This is a genomic window from Streptomyces sp. NPDC090045 (genome assembly GCF_044747975.1).
Taxonomy (GTDB): Bacteria; Actinomycetota; Actinomycetes; order Streptomycetales; family Streptomycetaceae; genus Streptomyces.
Genome location: NZ_JBIVFA010000001.1, coordinates 878,295 through 899,091, shown reverse-complemented (window position 1 = coordinate 899,091; position 20,797 = coordinate 878,295). Strand labels below are relative to the sequence as shown.

Below are 20,797 nucleotides of genomic sequence, written 5' to 3'. Positions count from 1 at the left end.
TGGGGAATACGACCGTAAAAGTGCAGGTCAGGGCGATTGTCAGTGGGGCCGGTCACGATGGAGGCAACGCATCGACAGGAGGTTCGTCATGGCCACACCGTCCCCGTCCCCTGTCCACCCCGTCCTGCGCAAGTCGGCGGCCGACCCGGCAGCGCTCGACCTGCTCGCCAAGGCCCGCAGCGGCCTGGCCGAGGCCGCCCTGCTGGCCCGGCCCAACGAGCGGTACGCCACCGCCCACCTCGCCGCCCTGCGCACCGCCGCGGCCGTGCTCGCCGCGCGCGGCCGGCCCGAGCCGGTGAACCCGCGGCGCCGGCCCCGGATCCGCAGCGCGTGGGAGCTGCTGCCCGAACTGGCGCCGGAGCTCGCCGAGTGGAGCGCGCTCTTCGCCTCGGGCGCGGCCCGCCGGGCCCGGGCCGAGGCGGGCATAGCGGATGCGGCGAGCGGCCGGGAGGCGGACGATCTGGTGCGGGCCGCCTCGATGTTCCTGCGCCTGGTGGAGCGGATGCTCGCCGTCCGGGCGCCCGCCCCGACCGCGCAGCAGGCCCTGCCGCAGCCGCGCCCGGAGCGTCCGGACGCGCGATGAGCTGCCCGGCTGCGGAAGGCCATAAGGTAGACCGGGGTGGGGCACGGACCGCTCACCCCTTCCCTACCGCGCCGAGGAGCCATCAGCCGTGTCGGACACTTCCCGCCCCCGTGCCTCTCTCCGCACCGCCGTGGTGTGGGAGGTCCTCAAGGAGGCGCTCGACCGCCGGGTGAAGGCGACCGGGCGGGACGTGCTGGACGTGCTCGACACCGGTGGCGGCACCGGCAAGTTCGCCGTGCCGGTGGCCCGTCTGGGCCACCGGGTCACCGTGGTCGACCCCAGCCCGAACGCCCTGTTCGGGCTGGAGCGCCGGGTGTCCGAGGCCGGCGTCGCCGACCTGGTCCGCGGCGTCCAGGGCGATGCCCAGGGCCTGTTGGACGTGGTCGAGCGGGACGCGTACGACGTGGTGCTCTGCCACGGCGTGCTGGAGTACGTGGACGACCCGGCCGAGGGCGTGGCCAACGCGGTCGCGGCGCTGCGCCCCGGCGGCACGCTCAGCCTGCTGGCCGCCGGCCTCGGCGGGGCCGTGCTCGCCCGCGCGCTGGCCGGGCACTTCACGGAGGCCCGTACCGCCCTGACCGACCCGGCCGGCCGCTGGGGCTCCGGCGACCCGGTGCCGCGGCGCTTCACCGCCGAACAGCTCTCCGAGCTCGTCGGCGGGTCCGGCCTGGCCGTGGGCGCGGTCCACGGCGTGCGGATCTTCGCCGACCTCGTACCGGGGGTCCTGGTGGACACCGAGCCGGGCGCGGTGGAGGCGCTGCTGCGTCTGGAGGAGGCCGCGGCGGAGCTGCCCGCCTTCCACGCGGTGGCCACGCAACTGCACGTGCTCGGCCAGAAGCAGGCCTGAACTGCGATCTTCCGATGACGGAGTCGGGCGCTGACCCTACGAACCGGCGGTCGGCCCCGTATGATCGAGTGCAGTGACCGGCATGGTGGACGGACCATTGGGGAATAAGGGCCTCAGTGACCGCTCCCGCGGCGGTACGGTTTTCGAGCAGTGGTTTTACCGACTGTGTCTTTTCTGGGCTGTGTCTTTTTGTAACGTGGCGTAGAGGGCGGGTGTCACGGGGGCGATTCCCCGCCTATCCTGAAGGGGACCCCTGGTCGCTACCCCCCGCGACCGACGGATGAGGAGGACTCCCGTGCCGCTCTCGGAGCACGAGCAGCGAATGCTCGAGCAGATGGAGCGAGCGCTGTACGCCGAAGATCCCAAGTTCGCGACAGCGCTTGAGGGAAGCGGACTGCGTACGTACACCCGGCGACGGGTCTACACGGCAGTCGCAGGCATTGTGGTGGGTATCGCGCTCCTCATGACCGGTGTGATCATTCCGAACGTGCTCTGGATCAGCGTGGTGGGATTCCTCGTCATGCTGGGATGCACGGTCCTCGTGGTCACCGGTTGGCGCAAGGCACCCAAGCCTGGCGAGCAGCCCGTCTCCGGAAGTACAGGCGGTCCGGCCCATGGCCGGAACCGGCAGCGTCGGTCGATGATGACCCGCATCGAGGAACGGTGGCAGCGCCGCCGTGACGAGCAGGGGCAGTAGCCCCCGAACAGCATGAGTGAGGGGACGGCCGCCGCCTGGCGACCGTCCCCTCACTGTTCTGTCCCGGTTCTGTCCCCGTGCCCGCGTTCCGTCCCTCGCATCGGCACGCGTGCGACATGATGATCCAATGAGTGTGCTCCCCCTGGTCTTCACCAGCGGCTGGGCCAGTGGGATCAACGCCTACGCCGTGGTCCTCCTGCTCGGCATCTTCGGCCGGACCGGCCTGACCGACGAGGTCCCGGCGTCCTTGCAGCGGACGGACGTGCTGATCGTCGCCGCGGTGCTGTTCCTCTGCGAGGCGGTCGCCGACAAGATCCCGTACGTCGACTCGATATGGGACACGGTCCACACCGTGATCCGCCCGCTCACCGGAGCGGTGATCGGGGCGCTGTTGGCCGGGCAGAGCGGCTCGCTGTCCGACATCACCGCCGGCGCGATCGGCGGCTCCACGGCGCTGGCCAGCCATTTCGTCAAGGCCGGCACCCGGATGGCGATCAACACCTCGCCCGAGCCGTTCACCAACGTCGGCATGAGCATCGCCGAGGACCTCGGCGTGGCCGGTCTCGTCACCTTCGCGATATTCAACCCGGAGGCCGCCGCGATCATCGCGGCCGTCCTGCTGGCCGCCGGCCTGGCCATACTCGTGTTCCTCTGGAGCCGGATCCGCCGCTTCCTGCGCCGCCGGGCCCAGCGCCGCGAGGAGAAGCGGCTGGCCGCCGAGGCCCGCGAGGCCACCGGGGCCCCACCCCTCTGACCGCGACCGGCCCGAGGGGGTCGATAGGCTCGGCCGCATGGCACGAATTGCGGTGATCGGCGCCGGGATGGGCGCGATGGCGACGGCGGCCCGGCTGGCCGTGGCAGGGCATCAGGTGGCGGTGTACGAGCGCGGGGCGACCTACGGCGGCGCCGTCGGCCGGTACGAGCGAGAGGGCTTCGCCTTCGACACCGGGCCCGGGCTGCTGCACCTGCCCGCCGTCTACCGCGACCTGTTCGTGAAGACCGGCAAGCGGTCGCTGGAGGACTGCGTCGACCTGGTCCAGGTGGACCCCGCCGTCCGGCACGTCCTCCCCCACCACGGCATCGACGTCACCCTGCCGGGCGCCTCGCACGGCGGGGTCGCCGCCGCCCTGGACACCGCCTTCGGCCAGGGCGCGGGCGAGCGCTGGAACGCCCTGCTGGGCCGCGCCCGGGACGCCTGGGACGCCACCCGCCGCCCGCTGCTGGAGGAGCCGCTGCCCGACGGGGCCCGGCAGGCGCTGGGCGGCGACCCGTACCCGGCCCTGCGCCGCAGCGGCCTGCTGCGCCGCCGGCCGCCGACCCTCTCCGAGGTGGCCGACCGGGAGCTGGGCGGCGCCCTCGCCGAACTGCTGACCGGCCTCGTGCGCACCTACGGGATCGACCCCGCCACCGCGCCCGGCGCGGCCACCGTGCTCCCGTACATGGAACAGACCTTCGGCAGCTGGTACGTGCGCGGCGGGATGCGCGCCCTGGCCACCGCCGTGTACGAGCGCTGCCTGGAGCGGAAGGTCGTCTTCACGTTCGGGGCGGACGTGCGCGAGGTGCTGGTCCGCGACGGCCGTGCGGCCGGGCTGCTGCTGGCCGACGGCAGCGAGGCGGCCGCCGACCACGTGGTCTGTGCGATCGACCCCCGGCAGCTGCCCGCCGGCTCGCTGCCGTGGCCGGCGGACGCGGTCCCCGCCCGCGGTGCGGACGTGCCCGGCCGGATCACGCTGCTGCTCGCGCTGCGCGGCGCGCGCCCCGGTACGGCCGTCCACCGCACCCTGGTGCACGCCCCGGGGGCGCAGGTCACCGTGTTGCGCCCGGACGACCCCGCCACCCGGCCCGACGCGGAGCACGAGGCGGTCACCGTGAGCGCCGTGTGCGGGCCGGGGGCCCCGGAGCCCGCGGAGCTGCTGAACCTCGCGGAGAAGGCCGTCCAGGGGCTGCGGGAGAGGCTGTTGTGGCAGGAGGTGCGCACCCCGGCCGATGTCGAGGCGGCGACCGGTGCGCTGGGGGGCGCGGTGCCGCCGCCCGCCCTCGCGGGGGCCGGCGGCCGACTGCTCCACCCGGCCAACACCACGGCCGTGCCCGGGCTCTACCTGGCGGGCGGCTGGGCGCATCCCGGCGGCGGGCTGCCGCACGCCGGGATGACCGGGGCCCTGGTGGCCGGGCTGATCGTGGAGGGCGCGGAGTTCCGCGGCTCGCAGTGACCGCTGCGCGCAGCGGTGGGCGGACCGGTCCGCGGACCGGTCCGCGCGGGGTTCAGTAGCGGTACTGCTCGTACTCGCCGGGCTGGGAGTACGGGTACTGCTGCGGCGGCTCGGCCTGCTCCTCCGCCGGGTAGGGCTGGCCGCCCCCGTCGGTGGACCGCTGCTGGGGGACCCAGACCCCGCCGGGCGGGGTGTCCGTGGAGTACTGCTGCTGCCCGTAGTCGGCGTACGCGGTGTAGTCGTACGGCTGGGGCGGGGCGACCCCGCCGCCGGTGCCGATGTACGGGTCCGAGTAGGCGGCGTAGACCTGCTGCTGGCCACCCGTCGGGTAGCCGCCGGAGTAGTCGTAGCCGCCGCCCTGGTTCTGCGGGTCGTAGTACGCCGCGTACTGGTGGGCGTCCTGTTCCGCCGTGGTGAACGGCGAGGCGAAGGCCGCCGTCTGTGCGGCCTCGGGGGCCTGCGCGAAGCTCTGTATCCCGTAGGACCCGGTGTCCTCGGGGACCGGCTCCGGGCTGTAGACCTCTTCGGCCGCGGCCCGGAACGGACGCTCGTCGGCCGCTCCGTCCGTGTCCTCGTAGGCGAGCTCTGTGACCTGGAGCGCCGGCTCCTGCGGGGCCGCGCCGCCGGATCGGCGCCGCCTGGACTGCCGTACGGGCTCCCCGCCGCGGCGCAGCGCCCAGCCGGCGACGAAGCCCTTGCGGAAGGAGAGCGTCACCAGGGTCTGGCCCAGGGCGAACGCCGCTGCGCCGGCCCCGATGACCGGAACCGACGGCAGCACCACCCCGGCGACCACGCCGAGGAATCCCGCGAAGGCGAGCAGGCGCCAGCGGAGCCGGGCCTTGTACTGCATCAGGACCTCGGCAAGCAGCCACAACGCGACGAAACCGAACGCGATGTAGAGGACCGTCATTCCCATGCATGGCCCCTCTCGGTACGGCCGCCGGCGCGGGAACGGGGGGCGGCCGTCAGGCCCGCTGGTGCAGGCCCAGGTTCTCGTAGATTTCGAGAGTCGCCGTGGAATTGTTCAGCGTGATGAAGTGCAGCCCCGGGACACCCTCGGACAGCAGCCGCGCGCAGAACTCCGTGGCGAACTCGATGCCAATGGAGCGTACAGCGGCCGGATCGTCCTTGACGGCGAGCATGCGCTCTTTCACATCCGCGGGGAAGGCCGCGTTGCTGAGTTGGGGCAGCCGGTCGAGCTGCTTGATCGCCACAACAGGCATGACCTCGGGGATGATCGGGGTCTCGCAGCCCGCCTTCTCGACGCTGTCGCGCAGCCTCAGATAATTCTCCGGATCGAAGAACATCTGGGTGATCGCGTAGTCGGCGCCCGCGCGGCACTTGTCCACGAAGTGCCGGATGTCCGTGTCCCAGTCCGTCGAACGCGGGTGCATCTCGGGGAAGGCCGCGACGCCGACGCAGAAGTCGCCGGACTCCTTGACGAGGCGGACCAGGTCGGCGGCGTAGTGCACGCCCTCGGGGTGCGCCACCCACTCGCCCATCGGGTCGCCCGGCGGGTCTCCGCGGACGACGAGCATGTTCCGGATCCCCGCGTCGGCGAACTGCCCGATGACGTTGCGCAGCTCGGCGACCGAGTGGTCCACGGCGGTGAGGTGCGCGACGGGGGTCAGGGTGGTGTCCGCGGCGATCTCCTGGGTGGCCTTGACGGTGCCGCCGCGGGTGGAGCCGCCGGCTCCGTAGGTCACGGACACGAAGCTGGGGGATACCGCCTCGACCCGGCGCAGGGCGTTCCAGAGGTTGCGTTCGCCCTTCTCCGTCTTCGGGGCCCAGAACTCGAAGGAGTACGAGCGCCCGGACGCGAGGAGGTCGCGGACGGTGTGTGCACGGTCCGACCAGGTGGAAGCGGTACCAGAGGCCATGTGGGCAGGTTAGACGCGGCCGGCCGGTCGCCGAAGCGCTGTCCGCCTTTTGGACACGTTTTTGGACACTTGGGGGACTGCACCTGGTCAAGCGGGGCCGGACACGTTAAAGAGCGGCGCGCCGCCCTCTGTCCGGGCGGACAGGACTCAGCCGAGCCGGGCCCGGACGCGCTTGGCGAGGTCCGCGGCGGCCGCACCGGGGTCGGTGGCCTCGGTGAGGGCGCGGACGACCACGACGCGGGTGGCGCCGGCGTCCAGCACCTCGTCCAGGTTGGTGCTGTCGATGCCGCCGATGGCGAACCAGGGCCGGTCCTGCTCCAGCGAGGCCGCGTACCGGACCAGCTCCAGGCCGGGGGCGTGGCGGCCGGGCTTGGTGGGGGTGGGCCAGCAGGGGCCCGTGCAGAAGTAGTCCACGCCGGCTTCGGCGGCGGCCGCGTCCACCTCGGCCTCGGCGTGGCAGGACCGGCCGATCAGCACCTGCTCGCCGAGGATGGCGCGGGCCGCGGGGACGGGGATGTCGCCCTGGCCGAGGTGCAGGACGTCGGAGCCGATGGCATGGGCGACGTCGGCGCGGTCGTTCACGGCGAGGAGCTTGCCGTGGCGGCGTGCGGCCTCGGCGAACACCCGGAGGTGTTCGAGCTCCTCCCCCGCCTCCATGCCCTTGTCCCGGAGCTGGACGATGTCCACGCCTCCGGCCAGGACGGCGTCGAGGAACTCAGGGAGGTCACCCTGCCGCTTGCGGGCGTCCGTGCAGAGGTAGAGCCGGGCGTCGGACAGCTGCATGGGTGAACCCCCCGTGATGGAGGCGGTGTACGGGCGCGGGCCCGTACACCGCGGTGGAGCGAACTGCGGATCAGGTCAGAGGGCGAGCGCCTGAGCGCGGCGCTTCACCTCCGTGCCGCGATTCTCGCTCAGCGCCTGCACGGGAGTGCCGGGCAGGGTCGGATCCTCGGTGAAGAGCCACTCCAGGATCTCCTCGTCGGTGAAGCGGTCGTCGCGCAGCACGGTCAGCAGACCGACCAGGCCCTTGACGACCTTGTCACCGTCGATGAAGGGGGCCGGCACCTGCAGGGAGCGGTTCTCGCCCCGGCGTACGGCGATGAGCTGCCCTTCCTTGACCATCTGGCGGACCCGGGTCACCTCGATGTTCAGCTTCTCCGCGATGTCGGGGAGGTACAGCCACGAGGGGACAAGGGCATCGATCTTTGCGTCAATCTCGGTCACGGACACAAGCCTGCCATCTCGGCTCCGCCGCCGGTACCTGGGCAGCCCGTACGGGTCGCCCCCCGTACTGGGGCTCCGCCCCAGACCCCACGCCTCAAACGCCGGCGGGGCTGTATTTCAGCCCGTCCGGCGTTTGAGTGGGGGTCCCCCCGGACGAAGTCTGGGGGAGGGTCCGGGCGGAGCCCGGTCGGCCGTCAGGCCGAGGCCGATTTGAGCGGGGTTCCGGGGTCGCTGACCTTGGACGGGTCCAGCGGGACCGCCGTCTCGATCAGGCGGCGGCCCTGGGCCAGGTCGCGCGGCCGGCCCACCGCCAGCACCGCGACCAGCGCGCCGCCGCGCAGCCAGCACACCGACCAGGCCGCCCCGGCCGGGTCGCCCCGCCACAGCAGGGTGTCGGCCCCGCCGTGGTGTCCGGCGTACTGCACGAACCGCCCGAACTGCTCCGACCAGAAGTACGGCACCGGGTCGTACACCTGCGCCGACTCCCCGGCCCCGGCCCCGGCCCCGGCCCCGGCCAGGATGTTCGCCGCCACCGTCCGCGGCCCCTGGAGCGCGTTGTCCCAGTGGTGCACGAGCAGCCGCTTCCCGTACCGCCCGGAGGGGAAGGAGGCGCAGTCGCCGACCGCGTACACCCCGGGCAGGGAGGTGCGCAGGTGCGCGTCGGCGGTGACCGAGCCGTCGGGGCCCAGCTCCACACCGGTCCCGGCCAGCCATCCCGTGGCGGGCCGCGCGCCGATGCCCACGACGACCGCACCGGCCGGCAGGGCGCGCCCGTCCGCGAGCAGGACCCGGCCCTCCTCGATCCCGGCGACCTTCGCGCCGGTGATCAGCGCGGCGCCCGCCTCCTCGTACCAGCGCGCCATCGGCTCGGTGACCTCGGCGGGCAGCGCTCCCGCCAGCACCCGGTCCGCCGCCTCGACCACGGTCACCGCGCAGCCCGCCTCGCGGGCCGCGGTGGCGAACTCGGCGCCGATCCAGCCCGCCCCGACGACCACCGTCGACGGCGCGGCCGCCAGGACCGGGCGCAGCCGCGCCGCGTCGTCCAGCGTGCGCAGCAGGTGGACGCCCGGGACGCCCTCGGTGCCGGGCAGGGTCAGCGGCTCGGCGCCGGTCGCCAGGACGAGGACCTCGTACGGGACCGGGCCGGCCTCGGTGTCCAGCTCGCGGTCGGCGGCCCGGAGCCCGGTGACCTCCGTCCCCAGCCGCAGTTCGATGCCGAGCCCCTCGAAGTCCACGTCGAAGGCGGAGTCCTCGGCCTTGCCGAGCAGGACCGCCTTGGACAGCGGGGGCCGGTCGTAGGGCTGGTGGGGTTCGGCTCCCAGCAGGGTCAGGGGGCCGGCGAATCCCTGCTCGCGCAGGGCGACCGCGGTCTGCACGCCGGCCATTCCGGCGCCGACGATCACGACGCCGCGCTGATTGTGTTCCGTCTGCTCGCTCACCCGGCCACCCTAATCATCTGACGCTCTGTCAGGAATAGGTGCCGCCTTACCGGCCGTCCGGGGCCGGGATAGTCTGGCCACCGTACCTATCGCGGGAGTCCGGCGCACCGGGCTGAGAGGGAGGCTGGCCGGCCTCCGACCGTACGAACCTGATCCGGGTCATGCCGGCGAAGGGAGGGGCTGGACGCCCATGCACTCATCTCGGAACGGATCCGACGTCCTCGTCATCGGGGGCGGGATCATCGGCCTGGTCACCGCCTGGCGGGCCGCGGCGCGCGGGCTGCGCACCGTACTCGCCGACCCGGCACCCGGCGGCGGCGCCGCCCAGGTCGCGGCCGGCATGCTCGCCCCCGTCACCGAACTGCACTTCGGCGAGGAGGCCCTGCTGGGCCTCGGCCTCGCCTCCGCCGCGCGCTATCCGGAGTTCGCCGCCGAGCTCGCCGACGCGAGCGGCGGCATGGACATCGGCTTCCGCGCGTGCGGCACCCTCGCCGTCGCCCTCGACTCCGACGACCGGCTCCACCTGCGGGAACTGCACGCGCTGCAGCGCCGCTGCGGCCTGGAGTCCGAGTGGCTCACCGGCCGCGAGTGCCGCCGCCTGGAGCCCATGCTCGCCCCGGGCGTACGCGGCGGCCTTCGCGTGGACGGCGACCACCAGGTCGACCCGCGCCGGCTCGCGGCCGCCCTGCTGGCCGCCTGCGAGCGGGCCGGCGTGATCATCCACCGGGCCGCCGTGGAACGGCTGCTGGTCACCGCCGACCGGGCGGCCGGGGCCGCGCTCGACGACGGTACGGAGCTGCGCGCCGCCCAGGTGGTCCTGGCGGCGGGCTCGCTCAGCGGCAGGCTGGCGGGCGTACCGCCGGAAGTGCTGCCTCCCGTACGGCCGGTCAAGGGCCAGGTCCTGCGCCTGTCCGTGCCCCCGGCCTACGCGCCGTTCCTGTCCCGGACCGTCCGGGCGGTCGTCCGCGGCAGCCACGTCTACCTGGTGCCGCGCGAGAACGGCGAACTCGTCGTCGGCGCCACCAGCGAGGAACTCGGCTGGGACACCACGGTCACCGCGGGCGGAGTCTACGAACTCCTGCGCGACGCCCACGAACTGGTCCCCGGCATCACCGAACTCCCCCTCACCGAGACCCGTGCGGGGCTGCGCCCCGGATCCCCCGACAACGCCCCGCTGCTCGGCCCGACCGACCTGCCGGGCCTGCACCTGGCCACCGGGCACTACCGCAACGGGGTGCTGCTGACCCCGCTCACCGGCGAGGTGCTCGCCGAGCTGCTGGCCACCGGCGAAGTGCCGGAGATCGCGCGCCCCTTCACCCCCCGCCGGTTCTCCGCCGCACGTCAGGAGTCGTACGCATGACCCTTCCCGTCTCCGTGTCCCTCTCCGTCAACGGCGAGCCGCGCGAGGTCGCGGCCGGCACCACGCTCGACGCCGTGGTCGCGACCCTGACCACGGCCCCCTCCGGCGTCGCCGCCGCGCTCAACGAGACCGTCGTCCCGCGCGGGCAGTGGCCGGTCACGCCGGTCGGCGAGGGCGACCGGATCGAAATCCTCACCGCGGTCCAGGGAGGCTGAGCGCCATGGCGGACGACCTCTTCACCCTGGGCGGCCGGACCTTCTCCTCCCGCCTGATCATGGGCACGGGCGGGGCCCCGAGCCTGGACGTGCTGGAACGCTCCCTGGTCGCGTCCGGCACCGAACTCACGACGGTCGCGATGCGGCGCCTCGACCCCACGGTCCAGGGCTCCGTCCTCTCCGTGCTGACCAAGCTCGGCATCGCGGTCCTGCCCAACACGGCGGGCTGCTTCACGGCGGGCGAGGCCGTGCTCACGGCCCGGCTGGCCCGGGAGGCGCTGGGCACGGACTGGATCAAGCTGGAGGTGGTCGCGGACGAGCGGACCCTCCTGCCCGACGGCGTCGAACTGCTGGACGCCGCCGAGATCCTGGTGGACGAGGGCTTCACGGTCCTCCCCTACACGAACGACGACCCGGTGCTCGCACGGAAGCTGGAGGACGTGGGCTGCGCGGCGATCATGCCGCTGGGGTCGCCCATCGGCTCGGGCATGGGCATCCGCAACCCGCACAACTTCGAGCTGATCACGGAGCGGGCGTCGGTGCCGGTGATCCTGGACGCGGGCGCGGGCACGGCGTCGGACGCCGCCCTCGCCATGGAACTGGGCTGTGCGGCGGTGATGCTGGCCTCGGCGGTGACGCGGGCGCAGGAGCCGGTCCTTATGGCGTCCGCCATGCGGGACGCCGTCTCGGCGGGGCGGCTCGCCTTCCGCGCGGGCCGCATCCCCCAACGCCGCTTCGCCGAAGCCTCCTCCCCCACGGAGGGCCGCGCCGCCCTGGACCCGGAACGCCCGGCGTTCTGACCCGCGACTCTCCTGCCGGGGCTCCGCCCCGTACCCCGCTCCTCAATCGCCGGAGGGGCTGAAATTGCGCTCCGCGCCATCCAGCCCCGCGGGCACGTACAAGCCGACGCCGGCCACATCCAGCCCCGCCGGCGTTTGAGGCGCGGGGTCTGGGGCGGAGCCCCGGAACCATTACCACCGCCGCACCCTCCAGCCCCGCCGCACCCCTCCAGCCCCGCCGGCGATTGAGGCGCGGGGTCTGGGGCGGAGCCCCGGAACCTTTACCACCGCCGCACCTTCCAGCCTCGCCGCACCCCTCCAGCCTCGCCGGCGATTGAGGCGCGGGGGTCCGGGGGCAGGGCCCCCGGTAGCGGTGCCGCGCCCGGCCTGGACGTCACAGCTGCGCTGCAAGCCGGACCACCCAGGCGGGGGAGCCGCGACGCCCCAATAGAATCGCGGGGTGGATACGACCCTGGATGACCCCCTCGTCGGGCGCGTGCTCGACGGCCGCTACCGCATCGACGCCCGCATCGCGGCCGGCGGCATGGCCACGGTCTACCGGGCCGTCGACACCCGCCTCGACCGGGTTCTCGCCCTGAAGGTGATGCACCCGGCCCTCGCCGCCGACGCCGCCTTCGTGGACCGGTTCATCCGCGAGGCGAAGTCCGTGGCCCGGCTCGCGCACCCCAACGTGGTCGCCGTCTTCGACCAGGGCACGGACGGGCCGTACGTCTACCTCGCCATGGAGTACGTCTCCGGCTGCACCCTGCGCGACGTGCTCCGCGAGCGCGGCGCGCTCCAGCCGCGGGCCGCCCTCGACATCCTCGAACCCGTGCTCGCCGCCCTCGGCGCCGCCCACCGGGCCGGCTTCGTCCACCGCGACATGAAGCCCGAGAACGTCCTGATCGGCGACGACGGCCGGGTCAAGGTCGCGGACTTCGGGCTGGTCCGGTCCGTGGACTCGGTCACGAACACCACCGGCTCCGTCCTCGGCACCGTCTCTTACCTGGCCCCCGAGCAGATCGAGAGCGGCGTCGCCGACACCCGCGTGGACGTCTACGCCTGCGGTGTCGTCCTCTACGAAATGCTCACCGGCTCCAAGCCCCACCTCGGCGACACCCCCGCGCAGGTCCTCTACCAGCACCTCCACGAGGACGTCCCGCCCCCCTCCGCCACGGTCCCGGGGCTCCCCGTCGGGCTCGACGAGCTGGTCGCACAGGCCGCCGCCCGCAACGCCGACCTGCGTCCCCACGACGCCGCCGCGCTGCTCGGCCTCACCCGTGAGGCCCGCGCCCTGCTCACCGACGCCGAGCTGGACGCCGTACCGCCGCAGGCGCGCGCCGAGGAGCGGTCGTCCGCCGAGGACCGCACCGGGGTGATCCCGCGGCCGGTGGCCGCGCAGCCCGTGAACCACACCTCCCGGCTGGAGACGCTGCCGCCGCCGGCCGCTCCGCCCACGCACCGGCCGGCCCCCGCCGCGCGGCCGCGCCGAGGCCTGTTCCTCGTCATCGCCGGGGTGCTGCTCGCCCTCGGGGTGGGCACCGGTGTCTGGTACATCAACTCCGGCCAGTTCACCAAGGTCCCGAACCTGCTCGGCAAGACCGAGGCGCAGGCCCGCTCCCAGCTGTCGGCGGCCGGGCTCGGCGTGAAGGGGATCGACCGGAAGTTCAGCGACGCCTTCGACCGCGGGACGGTGATGAACACCGATCCCCCGGGCGGCCGGCGGATCCGCGGCAACGGCGCGGTGACCCTCACCATCTCCCGCGGCCCCGAGGTCGTGGCCGTGCCCAACCTCAAGGGCCGGCCCCTGGAGGAGGCCACGGCCGAGCTGACCAGGTCCGGACTGGCCCCGGGCATCGTCACGCAGGCCTTCAGCCAGGACGTCGCGCAGGGCTCGGTGATCTCCACCGACCCGGTGGGCGGCGAGAAGCGGGCGCCGGACACGGCGGTCTCGCTCGTCGTCAGCAAGGGCCGCCCGGTGCCCGTCCCGGCGGTGACCGGGCTCCCCGTCGAGCAGGCGAAGGCCGGCCTGGAGGCACTGGGACTGAAGGTGGTGACGGCCCCCGAGCAGGTCAACTCCCCCGCGGCGGCCGGTACGGTCGCCAACCAGTCGATCGGCGCCGGCACCCAGGCCGCGGCCGGCGACACGGTCACACTGACCGTGTCAAAGGGCCCGCGTCTGCTTCCGGTGCCGAACGTGACCGGCCAGGAGGTGGACGCGGCCCGCAAGGCGCTGGAGGCCGCCGGCTTCAAGGTGAAGGTGGACCGGCCGCTGATCTCCTTCAGCAACACGGTGGACTCCCAGTCGGTGCTGGGCGGACTGAACGCTCCCGAGGGCACCACGATCACCATCCGGACCAAGGGGCTGTAGGCGGCAGTGATGCGCAATCCAGTGGGCGGGCACGTCCCCGTAGCCGGCGGCCTCGCCAAGGTCGGGCTGGCCTACGCCCGCGAGATGGGCGCCGAGGCCGTCCAGGTCTTCGTCGCCAATCCGCGCGGCTGGGCCACCCCGGTGGGCAACCCCGCGCAGGACGAGCGGTTCCGGACGGAGTGCGCGGACGAGTCCATCCCGGCCTACGTGCACGCGCCATACCTGATCAACTTCGGCTCGCACAGCGAGGCCACGGTGGAGAAGTCGGTGGAGTCGCTGCGCCACTCGCTGCGCCGCGGCCGGGAGATCGGCGCGCTCGGCGTGGTCGTGCACACCGGGTCGGCGACCGGGGGCCGGCCGCGCGAGGCGGCGTACGCGCAGGTCAGGGACCACATGCTGCCGCTGCTGGACGAGCTGACGCACGAGGACGACCCCTTCCTGCTGCTGGAGTCCACGGCCGGGCAGGGTTCCTCGCTGTGCTCGACCGCCGAGGAGTTCGGCCCGTACTTCGACGCCCTGGACCGGCATCCGATGCTCGGGCTCTGCCTCGACACCTGCCACATCTTCGCGGCCGGTCACGACCTGGCGGAGCCGGGCGGGACGAAGCTGACGCTCGACCTGCTCGTGGACACCGTGGGCGAGGGCCGGCTGAAGCTGGTGCACGCCAACGATTCCAAGGAGGGCGTGGGCGCCCACAAGGACCGGCACGCGCAGATCGGTCAGGGTCACATCGGCCGGGAGGCCTTCGCCGAGCTGTTCACGCACCCGGCGATGGAGGGCGTACCGCTGATCATCGAGACGCCCGGCGGCAAGGAAGGGCATGCGGCGGACGTGGCGCTGCTGAAGGAGCTGCGCGGCCCGCAGTGATCCGGTGATCCCTTGAGGAATACCCCTGGGGGGTATACGGTTCTGTCATATCGGCAGAACCGCTACTCGGCATTTCCCATCAGGGGGTCGTCATGGAGCAGGCACGCGCAGACCACGAACACCACGACCACCACCAGCACCACGAGGGCCACCACGGCGGTCACGCCACCGGCAGCCGCCCCGGCAGGGCCAGCTGGGCCATGGCCGCCCGGGCCACGCTGCACTGCCTCACCGGATGCGCCATCGGCGAGGTGCTGGGCATGGTCATCGGCACGGCACTCGGGTGGGGGAACGTGTCCACCATGATCCTGGCGATCGTGCTGGCGTTCTTCTTCGGTTACGCCCTCACCCTGCGCGGGATCCTCTCCGCCGGCGTCGACCTCCGTACGGCCATCCGGGTGGCTCTGGCCGCCGACACCCTTTCGATCGCCGTCATGGAGCTGATCGACAACGGGGTGATCGCGCTGTGGCCCGGCGCGATGGACGCACACCTCTCGGAGCCGCTGTTCTGGGCGGTGCTCGCGATCTCGCTCGCCGTCGCCTTCGTGGTCACGGTCCCGGTCAACAAGTGGATGATCGGCCGCGGCAAGGGTCACGCGGTCGTCCACCAGTACCACCACTGAGGGCCACCCCCGGAGCCGACACCCCCGGGGCCTACAGCTCGGGGCCGTCCCCCGGCTCCTCCTGGTACGAGTAGCGCTGCTCGCGCCAGGGGTCGCCGATGTTGTGGTAGCCGCGCTCCTCCCAGAAGCCGCGGCGGTCGGCGGTCATGTACTCGATGCCGCGGACCCACTTGGGGCCCTTCCACGCGTACAGGTGCGGGACCACGAGCCGCACGGGGAAACCGTGCTCGGCGGTGAGGAGTTCACCGCCCTGGTGGGTGGCGAAGACGGTCCGCTCGGACGCGAAGTCGGCCAGCCGCAAGTTGGAACTGAAGCCGTACTCGGCCCACACCATCACGTGCGTGACCTGGGGCGCGGGCGGCGCCAGTGCCAGGATCTCGCGGGCGAGCACACCGCCCCATTCGGCGCCCTGCATGCTGAACTTGGTGACGCAGTGCAGGTCCGCCACGACGGAGTCGAACGGCAGGGCCGTGAACTCCTCGTGGTTCCAGCAGTGCTTGTCCCCGTCGGCCGTCGCGCCGAAGACGCGGAACTCCCAGCGGTCCGGCTTGAACTTGGGTACGGGCCCGTAATGGGTGACCGGCCAGCCCCTCTGCAGCCGCTGCCCCGGTGGAAGCTCCAGCGGCTCTGCTCCCGGAGATTCCCGGCTTTCCGGCTGACCCATGACTCCATGGTGACAGACTGGGCAGGGTGGTCATGACCAGGTCTGGACCGATTCGGGCAAGTCACGGCAACTCCCACTAAGGAGGCACTTACTGGACGGCCTCCGGCGGCAGTGCAAGGATGCGCGCAGATCCCCCAGTGAGCACTGGGAGCTACCCCCAGCCCCGTCACGTAACTGACATTGCCTGGAAGGAGCCTCTGCGATGCAGGGCGACCCCGAGGTCCTTGAGTTTCTGAACGAGCAGCTGACCGGCGAGCTGACGGCCATCAATCAGTACTGGCTGCACTACCGCATCCAGGACAACAAGGGCTGGACCAAGCTCGCCAAGTACACGCGTGAAGAATCCATCGACGAGATGAAGCACGCGGACAAGATCACCGAGCGCATCCTGATGCTCGACGGTCTGCCGAACTACCAGCGGCTCTTCCACGTACGCGTCGGACAGACGCTCACGGAGATGTTCCACGCGGACCGCCAGGTCGAGGTCGAGGCCATCGACCGGCTCAAGCGCGGTATCGAGGTCATGCGCGGCAAGGGCGACATCACCTCGGCCCGTCTCTTCGAGGACATCCTGGAGGACGAGGAGCACCACATCGACTACCTCGACACCCAGCTGGAGCTCATCGAGTCGCTGGGCGAGCCGCTCTACATCGCGCAGCTGATCGAGCAGCCGAGCTAGCAGCCGTCCGTCCGTCCCCGTCGCCCGCCGTTCCAGTGGCAGACCGGTCCCACCGGGCCGATCAGGCCGCTTCCGCCAGTGCGGGCGAACGTGCCGGCTCCGTCTCGGCGGCGAGCACGGCCGCCGCGTCACCCTTCTCCAGCAGCTCCCGGCGCGGGCAGGCGCCGCGGCCGAGGATGCCCTGGATGGTGCGCACGCAGGAGCCGCAGTCGGTGCCGGCCTTGGTGGCCGAGGCGATCTGCCGCGGGGTGCAGGCCCCGGCGGCCGCGTGGTCCTTTACCTGCTTGTCGGTGATCCCGAAACAAGAGCAGACGTACACGCGGTTCACCTCCCTGGGCGGAATGGTTCGACGAGCCATCCCCTATTCGGTGAGGCTTACCTAACCGTACCCAAAGTTAGGGTGACCTAAAAGCCCTGGATACGACTGTGGGGCGCGGATCACATCGATCCGCGCCCCACAGTCGTACGAAGGTACTGATTGATCCTTACTGGTCGCGGTACATCTCGGCGACCAGGAACGCCAGGTCCAGGGACTGGCTGCGGTTGAGCCGCGGGTCGCAGGCCGTCTCGTAGCGCTGGTGCAGGTCGTCGACGAAGATCTCGTCGCCGCCGCCCACGCACTCGGTGACGTCGTCACCGGTGAGCTCGACGTGGATGCCGCCCGGGTGGGTGCCGAGGGCCTTGTGGACCTCGAAGAAGCCCTTGACCTCGTCGAGCACGTCGTCGAAACGGCGCGTCTTGTGGCCCGAGGCCGCCTCGAAGGTGTTGCCGTGCATCGGGTCGGTGACCCAGCCGACGACCGCACCGGAAGCGGTGACCTTCTCGACCAGCTCGGGGAGCTTGTCGCGGACCTTGTCGGCGCCCATGCGGACGACGAAGGTCAGCCGGCCCGGCTCGCGCTCGGGGTCCAGGCGGTCGATGTACGTCAGCGCCTCGTCCACCGTGGTGGTGGGGCCGAGCTTGATGCCGATCGGGTTGGCGATCTGCGAGCAGAACTCGATGTGCGCGTGGTCCAGCTGGCGGGTGCGCTCACCGATCCAGACCATGTGGCCGGAGGTGTCGTACAGCTTGCCGGTACGCGAGTCGGTGCGGGTCAGCGCGCCCTCGTAGTCGAGCAGCAGCGCCTCGTGGGAGGCGTAGAACTCGACGGCCTTGAACTCGGCCGGGTCGGTGCCGCACGCCTTCATGAAGTTCAGCGCGTTGTCGATCTCCCGCGCCAGCTGCTCGTACCGCTGACCGGACGGGGAGGACTTCACGAAGTCCTGGTTCCAGGCGTGCACCTGGCGCAGGTCGGCGTAGCCACCGGTGGTGAAGGCGCGCACCAGGTTGAGCGTGGAGGCGGAGGCGTTGTACATGCGCTTCAGCCGCTCGGGGTCCGGGATCCGGGCCTCTTCGGTGAAGGCGAAGCCGTTGACGGAGTCGCCGCGGTAGGTCGGCAGGGTGACGCCGTCGCGGGTCTCGGTGTCCTTGGAGCGCGGCTTGGAGTACTGGCCCGCGATGCGGCCGACCTTGACGACCGGCACGGAGGCCGCGTACGTCAGTACGGCACTCATCTGGAGCAGCGTCTTCAGCTTGGCTCGGATGTGTTCGGCGGACACGCCGTCGAAGGCCTCGGCACAGTCGCCGCCCTGGAGGAGGAACGCCTCGCCCTTGGCGACGGCTCCCAGACGGGCACGCAGCTGGTCGCATTCACCCGCGAAAACGAGCGGAGGATACGACTCGAGGTCCGCGACGACAGCGCGCAGAGCCTCGGCATCGGGGTACGAAGGCTGCTGCGCCGCGGGAAGGTCTCGCCAGGTCGCCTTGGCGGCGGGGGCTTGGGTTTCAGCGTTCACGGTCACCTCGTACACATTACGGCGTCATACGTCCCATCCCGCCCTCCGCCCACAACGTGAGACGGTCCGGCTCGAAGGTAGGGGGACCCCAACGGAGCGGAATCCATGGTTCAGCCCACGCCGTGAGACGGATCCAGCGCCGGAGCGCCCCTCTGGGCTAGGGTGCCTCCCATGTACGCGCACGCGAACCTGAACTGGTGGTGGCCCGCTCCCGGCGGCCCACTTCTCGCGCGTACCTGACGACACACGCATCGACGCGAAGGCCGCCCCGAGGGGCGGCCTTCCGTGTTCTCCGACGCGGGCGCCGTTCCTCCCACCGGAAGGACGCCCCGCCCATGGCCCCCAGCCCCCTGAACCGACCGAGCCGACCGAACTCACCGGATCGGCTCAGCCGCCTGCTCGACGACTCCTGCCCGCCGTTCGCCCTGCTGCGCCGGCGGACCCCCGGCCGCGACCATGACACCGTCGAGGTGCTGATCGGCGCGGTCCACGAGGCCGAACACCTCGCCGACCTGCCCGTTCGCGAGCTGCCCACCCTCGCGCTCGTCCCCTTCCGGCAGATCCGGGAGCGCGGATTCGACGTGCGCGACGACGGCACGCCGCTGAGCGTGCTGGTCGCCGAGGAGGCGTACGAGATCCCGCTCGTCGAGGCGCTGGCCGCGCTGCCGGCGCACGAGGTGCGGGTCGAGGGCGGCGGCTTCGACGTCCCCGACGCGGAGTACGCGGCCACGGTCGAGCGGGTCATCGAGGACGAGATCGGCCGCGGGGAGGGCGCGAACTTCGTCATCCGGCGGACCTACGAGGGCCGGATCGACGGCTTCGGCCGGGCCGACGCCCTCGCCCTGTTCCGGCGGCTGCTGCTGGGCGAGCGCGGCGCGTACTGGACGTACGTCGTCCACACCGGGGAGCGGACGCTGGTCGGGGCGAGCCCCGAGGTGCACGTGCGGATGTCCGGGGGCACGGTCGTGATGAACCCGATCAGCGGGACGTACCGTCACCCGGCCGGGGGACCCACCGTGGACTCCCTCCTCGCCTTCCTCGGCGACCGCAAGGAGACCGAGGAACTGTCGATGGTCGTCGACGAGGAACTCAAGATGATGTGCACCGTCGGCGACCGCGGCGGTGTGGTCGTCGGACCGCGGCTGAAGGAGATGTCCCACCTCGCGCACACCGAGTACGAACTGCGGGGGCGCTCCTCGCTGGACGTGCGGGAGGTGCTGCGGGAGACGATGTTCGCGGCGACGGTCACCGGCTCGCCGGTGCAGAACGCCTGCCGGGTGATCGAGCGGTACGAGAGCGGGGGCCGCGGCTACTACGCGGGGGCCCTGGCCCTGCTCGGGCGGGACGCGGCCGGGGCGCAGACCCTGGACTCCCCCATCCTGATCCGCACCGCCGACATCGCCCCGGACGGCGCGCTGCGGGTGGCGGTCGGCGCCACGCTCGTGCGGCACTCCGATCCGGCGGGCGAGGTCGCGGAGACGCACGCGAAGGCGGCGGGGGTGCTGGCGGCGCTCGGGGTGCGGCCGGCCGCGCCGAGGCCGTCCTTCGAGGGGGCTCGGCTGGCGGACGACCCGCGCGTACGGGCGGCCCTCGCGGCCCGGCGGTCGGACCTGGCCCCCTTCTGGCTGCGCATGCAGGAGCAGCCCTCCTCCCTGACCGGCCACGCACTGGTGGTCGACGGCGAGGACACCTTCACGGCGATGCTGGCGCACGTCCTGCGGGTGGCCGGGCTGGAGGTGACCGTACGCCGCTACGACGATCCGGGGCTGCGGGCGGCGGCCCTGTCCTGGGAGGGCCCGGTCGTCCTGGGCCCCGGCCCCGGCAACCCGGCGGACGCCTCGGACCCCAAGATGCGGATGCTGCGCGCGCTGGCCGCGGAACTGCTGGCCGGGCACCGGCACGGGCTGGTCGGCGTCTGCCTGGGGCACGAGCTGCTGGCGGCCGAGCTGGGGCTGCCGCTGATCCGCAAGGCGGAGCCGGCGCAGGGGGCGCAGGTCCGGATCGACCTGTTCGGGGCGGAGGAGGTGGTGGGCTTCTACAACACGTACACGGCCCATTGCGACGAAGCGGGCGAGAGCCGGCTGGCGGATTCAGGCGTCGAGGTGTCCCGCGACGCTGCGACCGGGGAGGTGCACGCGGTCCGCTCCGTCGCCGGTGGCTTCGCGGGGGTCCAGTTCCACCCGGAGTCCGTCCTCACCCTCCGCGGCGCGGACCTGCTGCGCGAGCTCCTGACCGGCGTCACGACCCCCGCCCGGGCGTAGCCGCCGAGCCACCGCTGCGCGGGGCTCCTGGGGCTCCGCCCCAGACCCTCCCCCAGACTCCGTCCGGGGGGACCCCCACGCCTCAAACGCCGGCGAGGCTGAATCTTTCAGCCCGTCCGGCGTTTGAGGACCGGGTCCGGGCAGAGCCCGGGGAACGGCGGAAGGGCGGGTAGGGGACGGCCCCGCGCAGCGGCCCCGGCCCTGGACCGGCGGTATCAGAACGGCACGAGGGTGTTCTCGGAGCGGCGGCCCGCCAGGTAGTC

General features: G+C 72.6%; 21 protein-coding genes and 1 riboswitch. Of the genes, 13 read left to right on the top strand and 8 right to left on the bottom strand.

What is annotated here, in order from left to right; translation table 11 throughout:
* Positions 1 to 88: 88 nt before the first annotated feature.
* The 5 genes from ACIPYQ_RS04125 (at position 89) to ACIPYQ_RS04105 (ending at position 4,337) form a co-directional block, all read left to right on the top strand.
* Positions 89 to 583: an SAV_6107 family HEPN domain-containing protein gene (locus ACIPYQ_RS04125; protein ID WP_362239310.1), complete on the top strand. Its 495-nt coding sequence runs from the start codon at positions 89 to 91 to the stop codon at positions 581 to 583.
* 88 nt (positions 584 to 671) lie between these two features.
* Complete coding sequence (locus ACIPYQ_RS04120) at positions 672 to 1,430, top strand: methyltransferase (RefSeq protein ID WP_327413519.1); 759 nt, start codon at positions 672 to 674, stop codon at positions 1,428 to 1,430.
* Between the two features lie 295 nt (positions 1,431 to 1,725).
* Positions 1,726 to 2,127 carry a DUF3040 domain-containing protein gene (locus ACIPYQ_RS04115; protein WP_361758218.1) on the top strand — a complete coding sequence of 134 codons (402 nt, stop codon included), beginning with the start codon at positions 1,726 to 1,728 and terminating at the stop codon, positions 2,125 to 2,127.
* Between the two features lie 127 nt (positions 2,128 to 2,254).
* Positions 2,255 to 2,881: a DUF4126 domain-containing protein gene (locus ACIPYQ_RS04110; RefSeq protein WP_401245859.1), complete on the top strand. Its 627-nt coding sequence runs from the start codon at positions 2,255 to 2,257 to the stop codon at positions 2,879 to 2,881.
* A gap of 37 nt (positions 2,882 to 2,918) precedes the next feature.
* Complete coding sequence (locus tag ACIPYQ_RS04105; protein ID WP_401245857.1) at positions 2,919 to 4,337, top strand: phytoene desaturase family protein; 1,419 nt, start codon at positions 2,919 to 2,921, stop codon at positions 4,335 to 4,337.
* 52 nt (positions 4,338 to 4,389) lie between these two features.
* On the opposite strand, the gene ACIPYQ_RS04100 is transcribed toward ACIPYQ_RS04105, so the two are convergent.
* The 5 genes from ACIPYQ_RS04100 to ACIPYQ_RS04080 all read right to left on the bottom strand — a co-directional run bounded on the left by ACIPYQ_RS04100 (position 4,390) and on the right by ACIPYQ_RS04080 (position 8,880).
* The gene (locus tag ACIPYQ_RS04100; RefSeq protein ID WP_401245855.1) at positions 4,390 to 5,253 is read right to left on the bottom strand and encodes a hypothetical protein; all 864 of its coding nucleotides are present in this window, start codon (positions 5,251 to 5,253) and stop codon (positions 4,390 to 4,392) included.
* A gap of 49 nt (positions 5,254 to 5,302) precedes the next feature.
* Complete coding sequence (metF, locus tag ACIPYQ_RS04095) at positions 5,303 to 6,217, bottom strand: methylenetetrahydrofolate reductase [NAD(P)H] (protein ID WP_401245853.1); 915 nt, start codon at positions 6,215 to 6,217, stop codon at positions 5,303 to 5,305.
* Between the two features lie 147 nt (positions 6,218 to 6,364).
* Positions 6,365 to 7,000, bottom strand: a complete 636-nt coding sequence (gene thiE, locus ACIPYQ_RS04090; RefSeq protein ID WP_401245851.1) for a thiamine phosphate synthase — start codon at positions 6,998 to 7,000, stop codon at positions 6,365 to 6,367.
* Positions 7,001 to 7,075: 75 nt separating this feature from the next.
* Positions 7,076 to 7,441, bottom strand: coding sequence for an Rv2175c family DNA-binding protein (locus tag ACIPYQ_RS04085; protein WP_361758236.1), 366 nt, complete (start codon positions 7,439 to 7,441; stop codon positions 7,076 to 7,078).
* 194 nt (positions 7,442 to 7,635) lie between these two features.
* Positions 7,636 to 8,880, bottom strand: a complete 1,245-nt coding sequence (locus ACIPYQ_RS04080) for an NAD(P)/FAD-dependent oxidoreductase (protein WP_401245849.1) — start codon at positions 8,878 to 8,880, stop codon at positions 7,636 to 7,638.
* 81 nt (positions 8,881 to 8,961) lie between these two features.
* A riboswitch (TPP riboswitch) is annotated at positions 8,962 to 9,073 on the top strand.
* Between ACIPYQ_RS04080 and thiO the strand changes: the two genes are divergently transcribed.
* The 6 genes from thiO (at position 9,071) to ACIPYQ_RS04050 (ending at position 15,095) form a co-directional block, all read left to right on the top strand.
* A complete protein-coding gene (gene thiO / locus ACIPYQ_RS04075) occupies positions 9,071 to 10,240 on the top strand; it encodes a glycine oxidase ThiO (protein WP_361758242.1) in 1,170 nt (389 codons plus the stop codon). (Overlaps the previous riboswitch by 3 nt.)
* Positions 10,237 to 10,455, top strand: coding sequence for a sulfur carrier protein ThiS (gene thiS / locus ACIPYQ_RS04070; protein WP_401245847.1), 219 nt, complete (start codon positions 10,237 to 10,239; stop codon positions 10,453 to 10,455). Before thiO ends, thiS begins: the two co-directional genes overlap by 4 nt.
* 5 nt (positions 10,456 to 10,460) lie before the next feature.
* On the top strand, positions 10,461 to 11,255 hold the full coding sequence (locus ACIPYQ_RS04065) for a thiazole synthase (RefSeq protein ID WP_401245845.1): 795 nt from the start codon (positions 10,461 to 10,463) through the stop codon (positions 11,253 to 11,255).
* Between the two features lie 439 nt (positions 11,256 to 11,694).
* Positions 11,695 to 13,605: a Stk1 family PASTA domain-containing Ser/Thr kinase gene (gene pknB / locus ACIPYQ_RS04060; protein ID WP_401245843.1), complete on the top strand. Its 1,911-nt coding sequence runs from the start codon at positions 11,695 to 11,697 to the stop codon at positions 13,603 to 13,605.
* Positions 13,606 to 13,614: 9 nt separating this feature from the next.
* Positions 13,615 to 14,472 carry a deoxyribonuclease IV gene (locus ACIPYQ_RS04055; RefSeq protein ID WP_401245841.1) on the top strand — a complete coding sequence of 286 codons (858 nt, stop codon included), beginning with the start codon at positions 13,615 to 13,617 and terminating at the stop codon, positions 14,470 to 14,472.
* Between the two features lie 92 nt (positions 14,473 to 14,564).
* Positions 14,565 to 15,095, top strand: coding sequence for a DUF4396 domain-containing protein (locus ACIPYQ_RS04050; protein ID WP_401245839.1), 531 nt, complete (start codon positions 14,565 to 14,567; stop codon positions 15,093 to 15,095).
* Between the two features lie 31 nt (positions 15,096 to 15,126).
* Here the strand turns inward: ACIPYQ_RS04050 and ACIPYQ_RS04045 are convergent, their stop codons facing one another.
* Positions 15,127 to 15,759 carry a sulfite oxidase-like oxidoreductase gene (locus tag ACIPYQ_RS04045; RefSeq protein ID WP_361758257.1) on the bottom strand — a complete coding sequence of 211 codons (633 nt, stop codon included), beginning with the start codon at positions 15,757 to 15,759 and terminating at the stop codon, positions 15,127 to 15,129.
* A gap of 202 nt (positions 15,760 to 15,961) precedes the next feature.
* On the opposite strand from ACIPYQ_RS04045, the gene bfr reads away from it, so the two are divergent.
* The gene (gene bfr, locus ACIPYQ_RS04040; protein WP_401245836.1) at positions 15,962 to 16,438 is read left to right on the top strand and encodes a bacterioferritin; all 477 of its coding nucleotides are present in this window, start codon (positions 15,962 to 15,964) and stop codon (positions 16,436 to 16,438) included.
* A gap of 61 nt (positions 16,439 to 16,499) precedes the next feature.
* Here bfr and ACIPYQ_RS04035 read toward each other — a convergent pair whose 3' ends face one another.
* Together ACIPYQ_RS04035 and ACIPYQ_RS04030 are read right to left on the bottom strand one after the other, a co-directional pair.
* Positions 16,500 to 16,796, bottom strand: a complete 297-nt coding sequence (locus ACIPYQ_RS04035) for a bacterioferritin-associated ferredoxin (protein ID WP_401245834.1) — start codon at positions 16,794 to 16,796, stop codon at positions 16,500 to 16,502.
* Positions 16,797 to 16,923: 127 nt separating this feature from the next.
* Positions 16,924 to 18,279: a class II 3-deoxy-7-phosphoheptulonate synthase gene (locus ACIPYQ_RS04030; protein ID WP_351303669.1), complete on the bottom strand. Its 1,356-nt coding sequence runs from the start codon at positions 18,277 to 18,279 to the stop codon at positions 16,924 to 16,926.
* A gap of 329 nt (positions 18,280 to 18,608) precedes the next feature.
* Here ACIPYQ_RS04030 and ACIPYQ_RS04025 point away from each other — a divergent pair, with 329 nt between their 5' ends.
* The gene (locus tag ACIPYQ_RS04025; RefSeq protein WP_401245832.1) at positions 18,609 to 20,534 is read left to right on the top strand and encodes an anthranilate synthase family protein; all 1,926 of its coding nucleotides are present in this window, start codon (positions 18,609 to 18,611) and stop codon (positions 20,532 to 20,534) included.
* Positions 20,535 to 20,797 lie beyond the last annotated feature (263 nt).

Bases quoted from the DNA above. Each gene is read 5' to 3' on its own strand.
- ACIPYQ_RS04055 (WP_401245841.1), top strand. From the start codon at position 13,615: ATGCGCAATCCAGTGGGCGGGCACGTCCCCGTAGCCGGCGGCCTCGCC.
- ACIPYQ_RS04025 (WP_401245832.1), top strand. From the start codon at position 18,609: ATGGCCCCCAGCCCCCTGAACCGACCGAGCCGACCGAACTCACCGGAT.
- ACIPYQ_RS04125 (WP_362239310.1), top strand. From the start codon at position 89: ATGGCCACACCGTCCCCGTCCCCTGTCCACCCCGTCCTGCGCAAGTCG.
- thiS (WP_401245847.1), top strand. From the start codon at position 10,237: ATGACCCTTCCCGTCTCCGTGTCCCTCTCCGTCAACGGCGAGCCGCGC.
- thiO (WP_361758242.1), top strand. From the start codon at position 9,071: ATGCACTCATCTCGGAACGGATCCGACGTCCTCGTCATCGGGGGCGGG.
- ACIPYQ_RS04100 (WP_401245855.1), bottom strand. From the start codon at position 5,253: ATGGGAATGACGGTCCTCTACATCGCGTTCGGTTTCGTCGCGTTGTGG.
- thiE (WP_401245851.1), bottom strand. From the start codon at position 7,000: ATGCAGCTGTCCGACGCCCGGCTCTACCTCTGCACGGACGCCCGCAAG.
- ACIPYQ_RS04105 (WP_401245857.1), top strand. From the start codon at position 2,919: ATGGCACGAATTGCGGTGATCGGCGCCGGGATGGGCGCGATGGCGACG.
- bfr (WP_401245836.1), top strand. From the start codon at position 15,962: ATGCAGGGCGACCCCGAGGTCCTTGAGTTTCTGAACGAGCAGCTGACC.
- ACIPYQ_RS04050 (WP_401245839.1), top strand. From the start codon at position 14,565: ATGGAGCAGGCACGCGCAGACCACGAACACCACGACCACCACCAGCAC.
- metF (WP_401245853.1), bottom strand. From the start codon at position 6,217: ATGGCCTCTGGTACCGCTTCCACCTGGTCGGACCGTGCACACACCGTC.
- ACIPYQ_RS04065 (WP_401245845.1), top strand. From the start codon at position 10,461: ATGGCGGACGACCTCTTCACCCTGGGCGGCCGGACCTTCTCCTCCCGC.
- ACIPYQ_RS04035 (WP_401245834.1), bottom strand. From the start codon at position 16,796: ATGGCTCGTCGAACCATTCCGCCCAGGGAGGTGAACCGCGTGTACGTC.
- ACIPYQ_RS04045 (WP_361758257.1), bottom strand. From the start codon at position 15,759: ATGGGTCAGCCGGAAAGCCGGGAATCTCCGGGAGCAGAGCCGCTGGAG.
- ACIPYQ_RS04110 (WP_401245859.1), top strand. From the start codon at position 2,255: ATGAGTGTGCTCCCCCTGGTCTTCACCAGCGGCTGGGCCAGTGGGATC.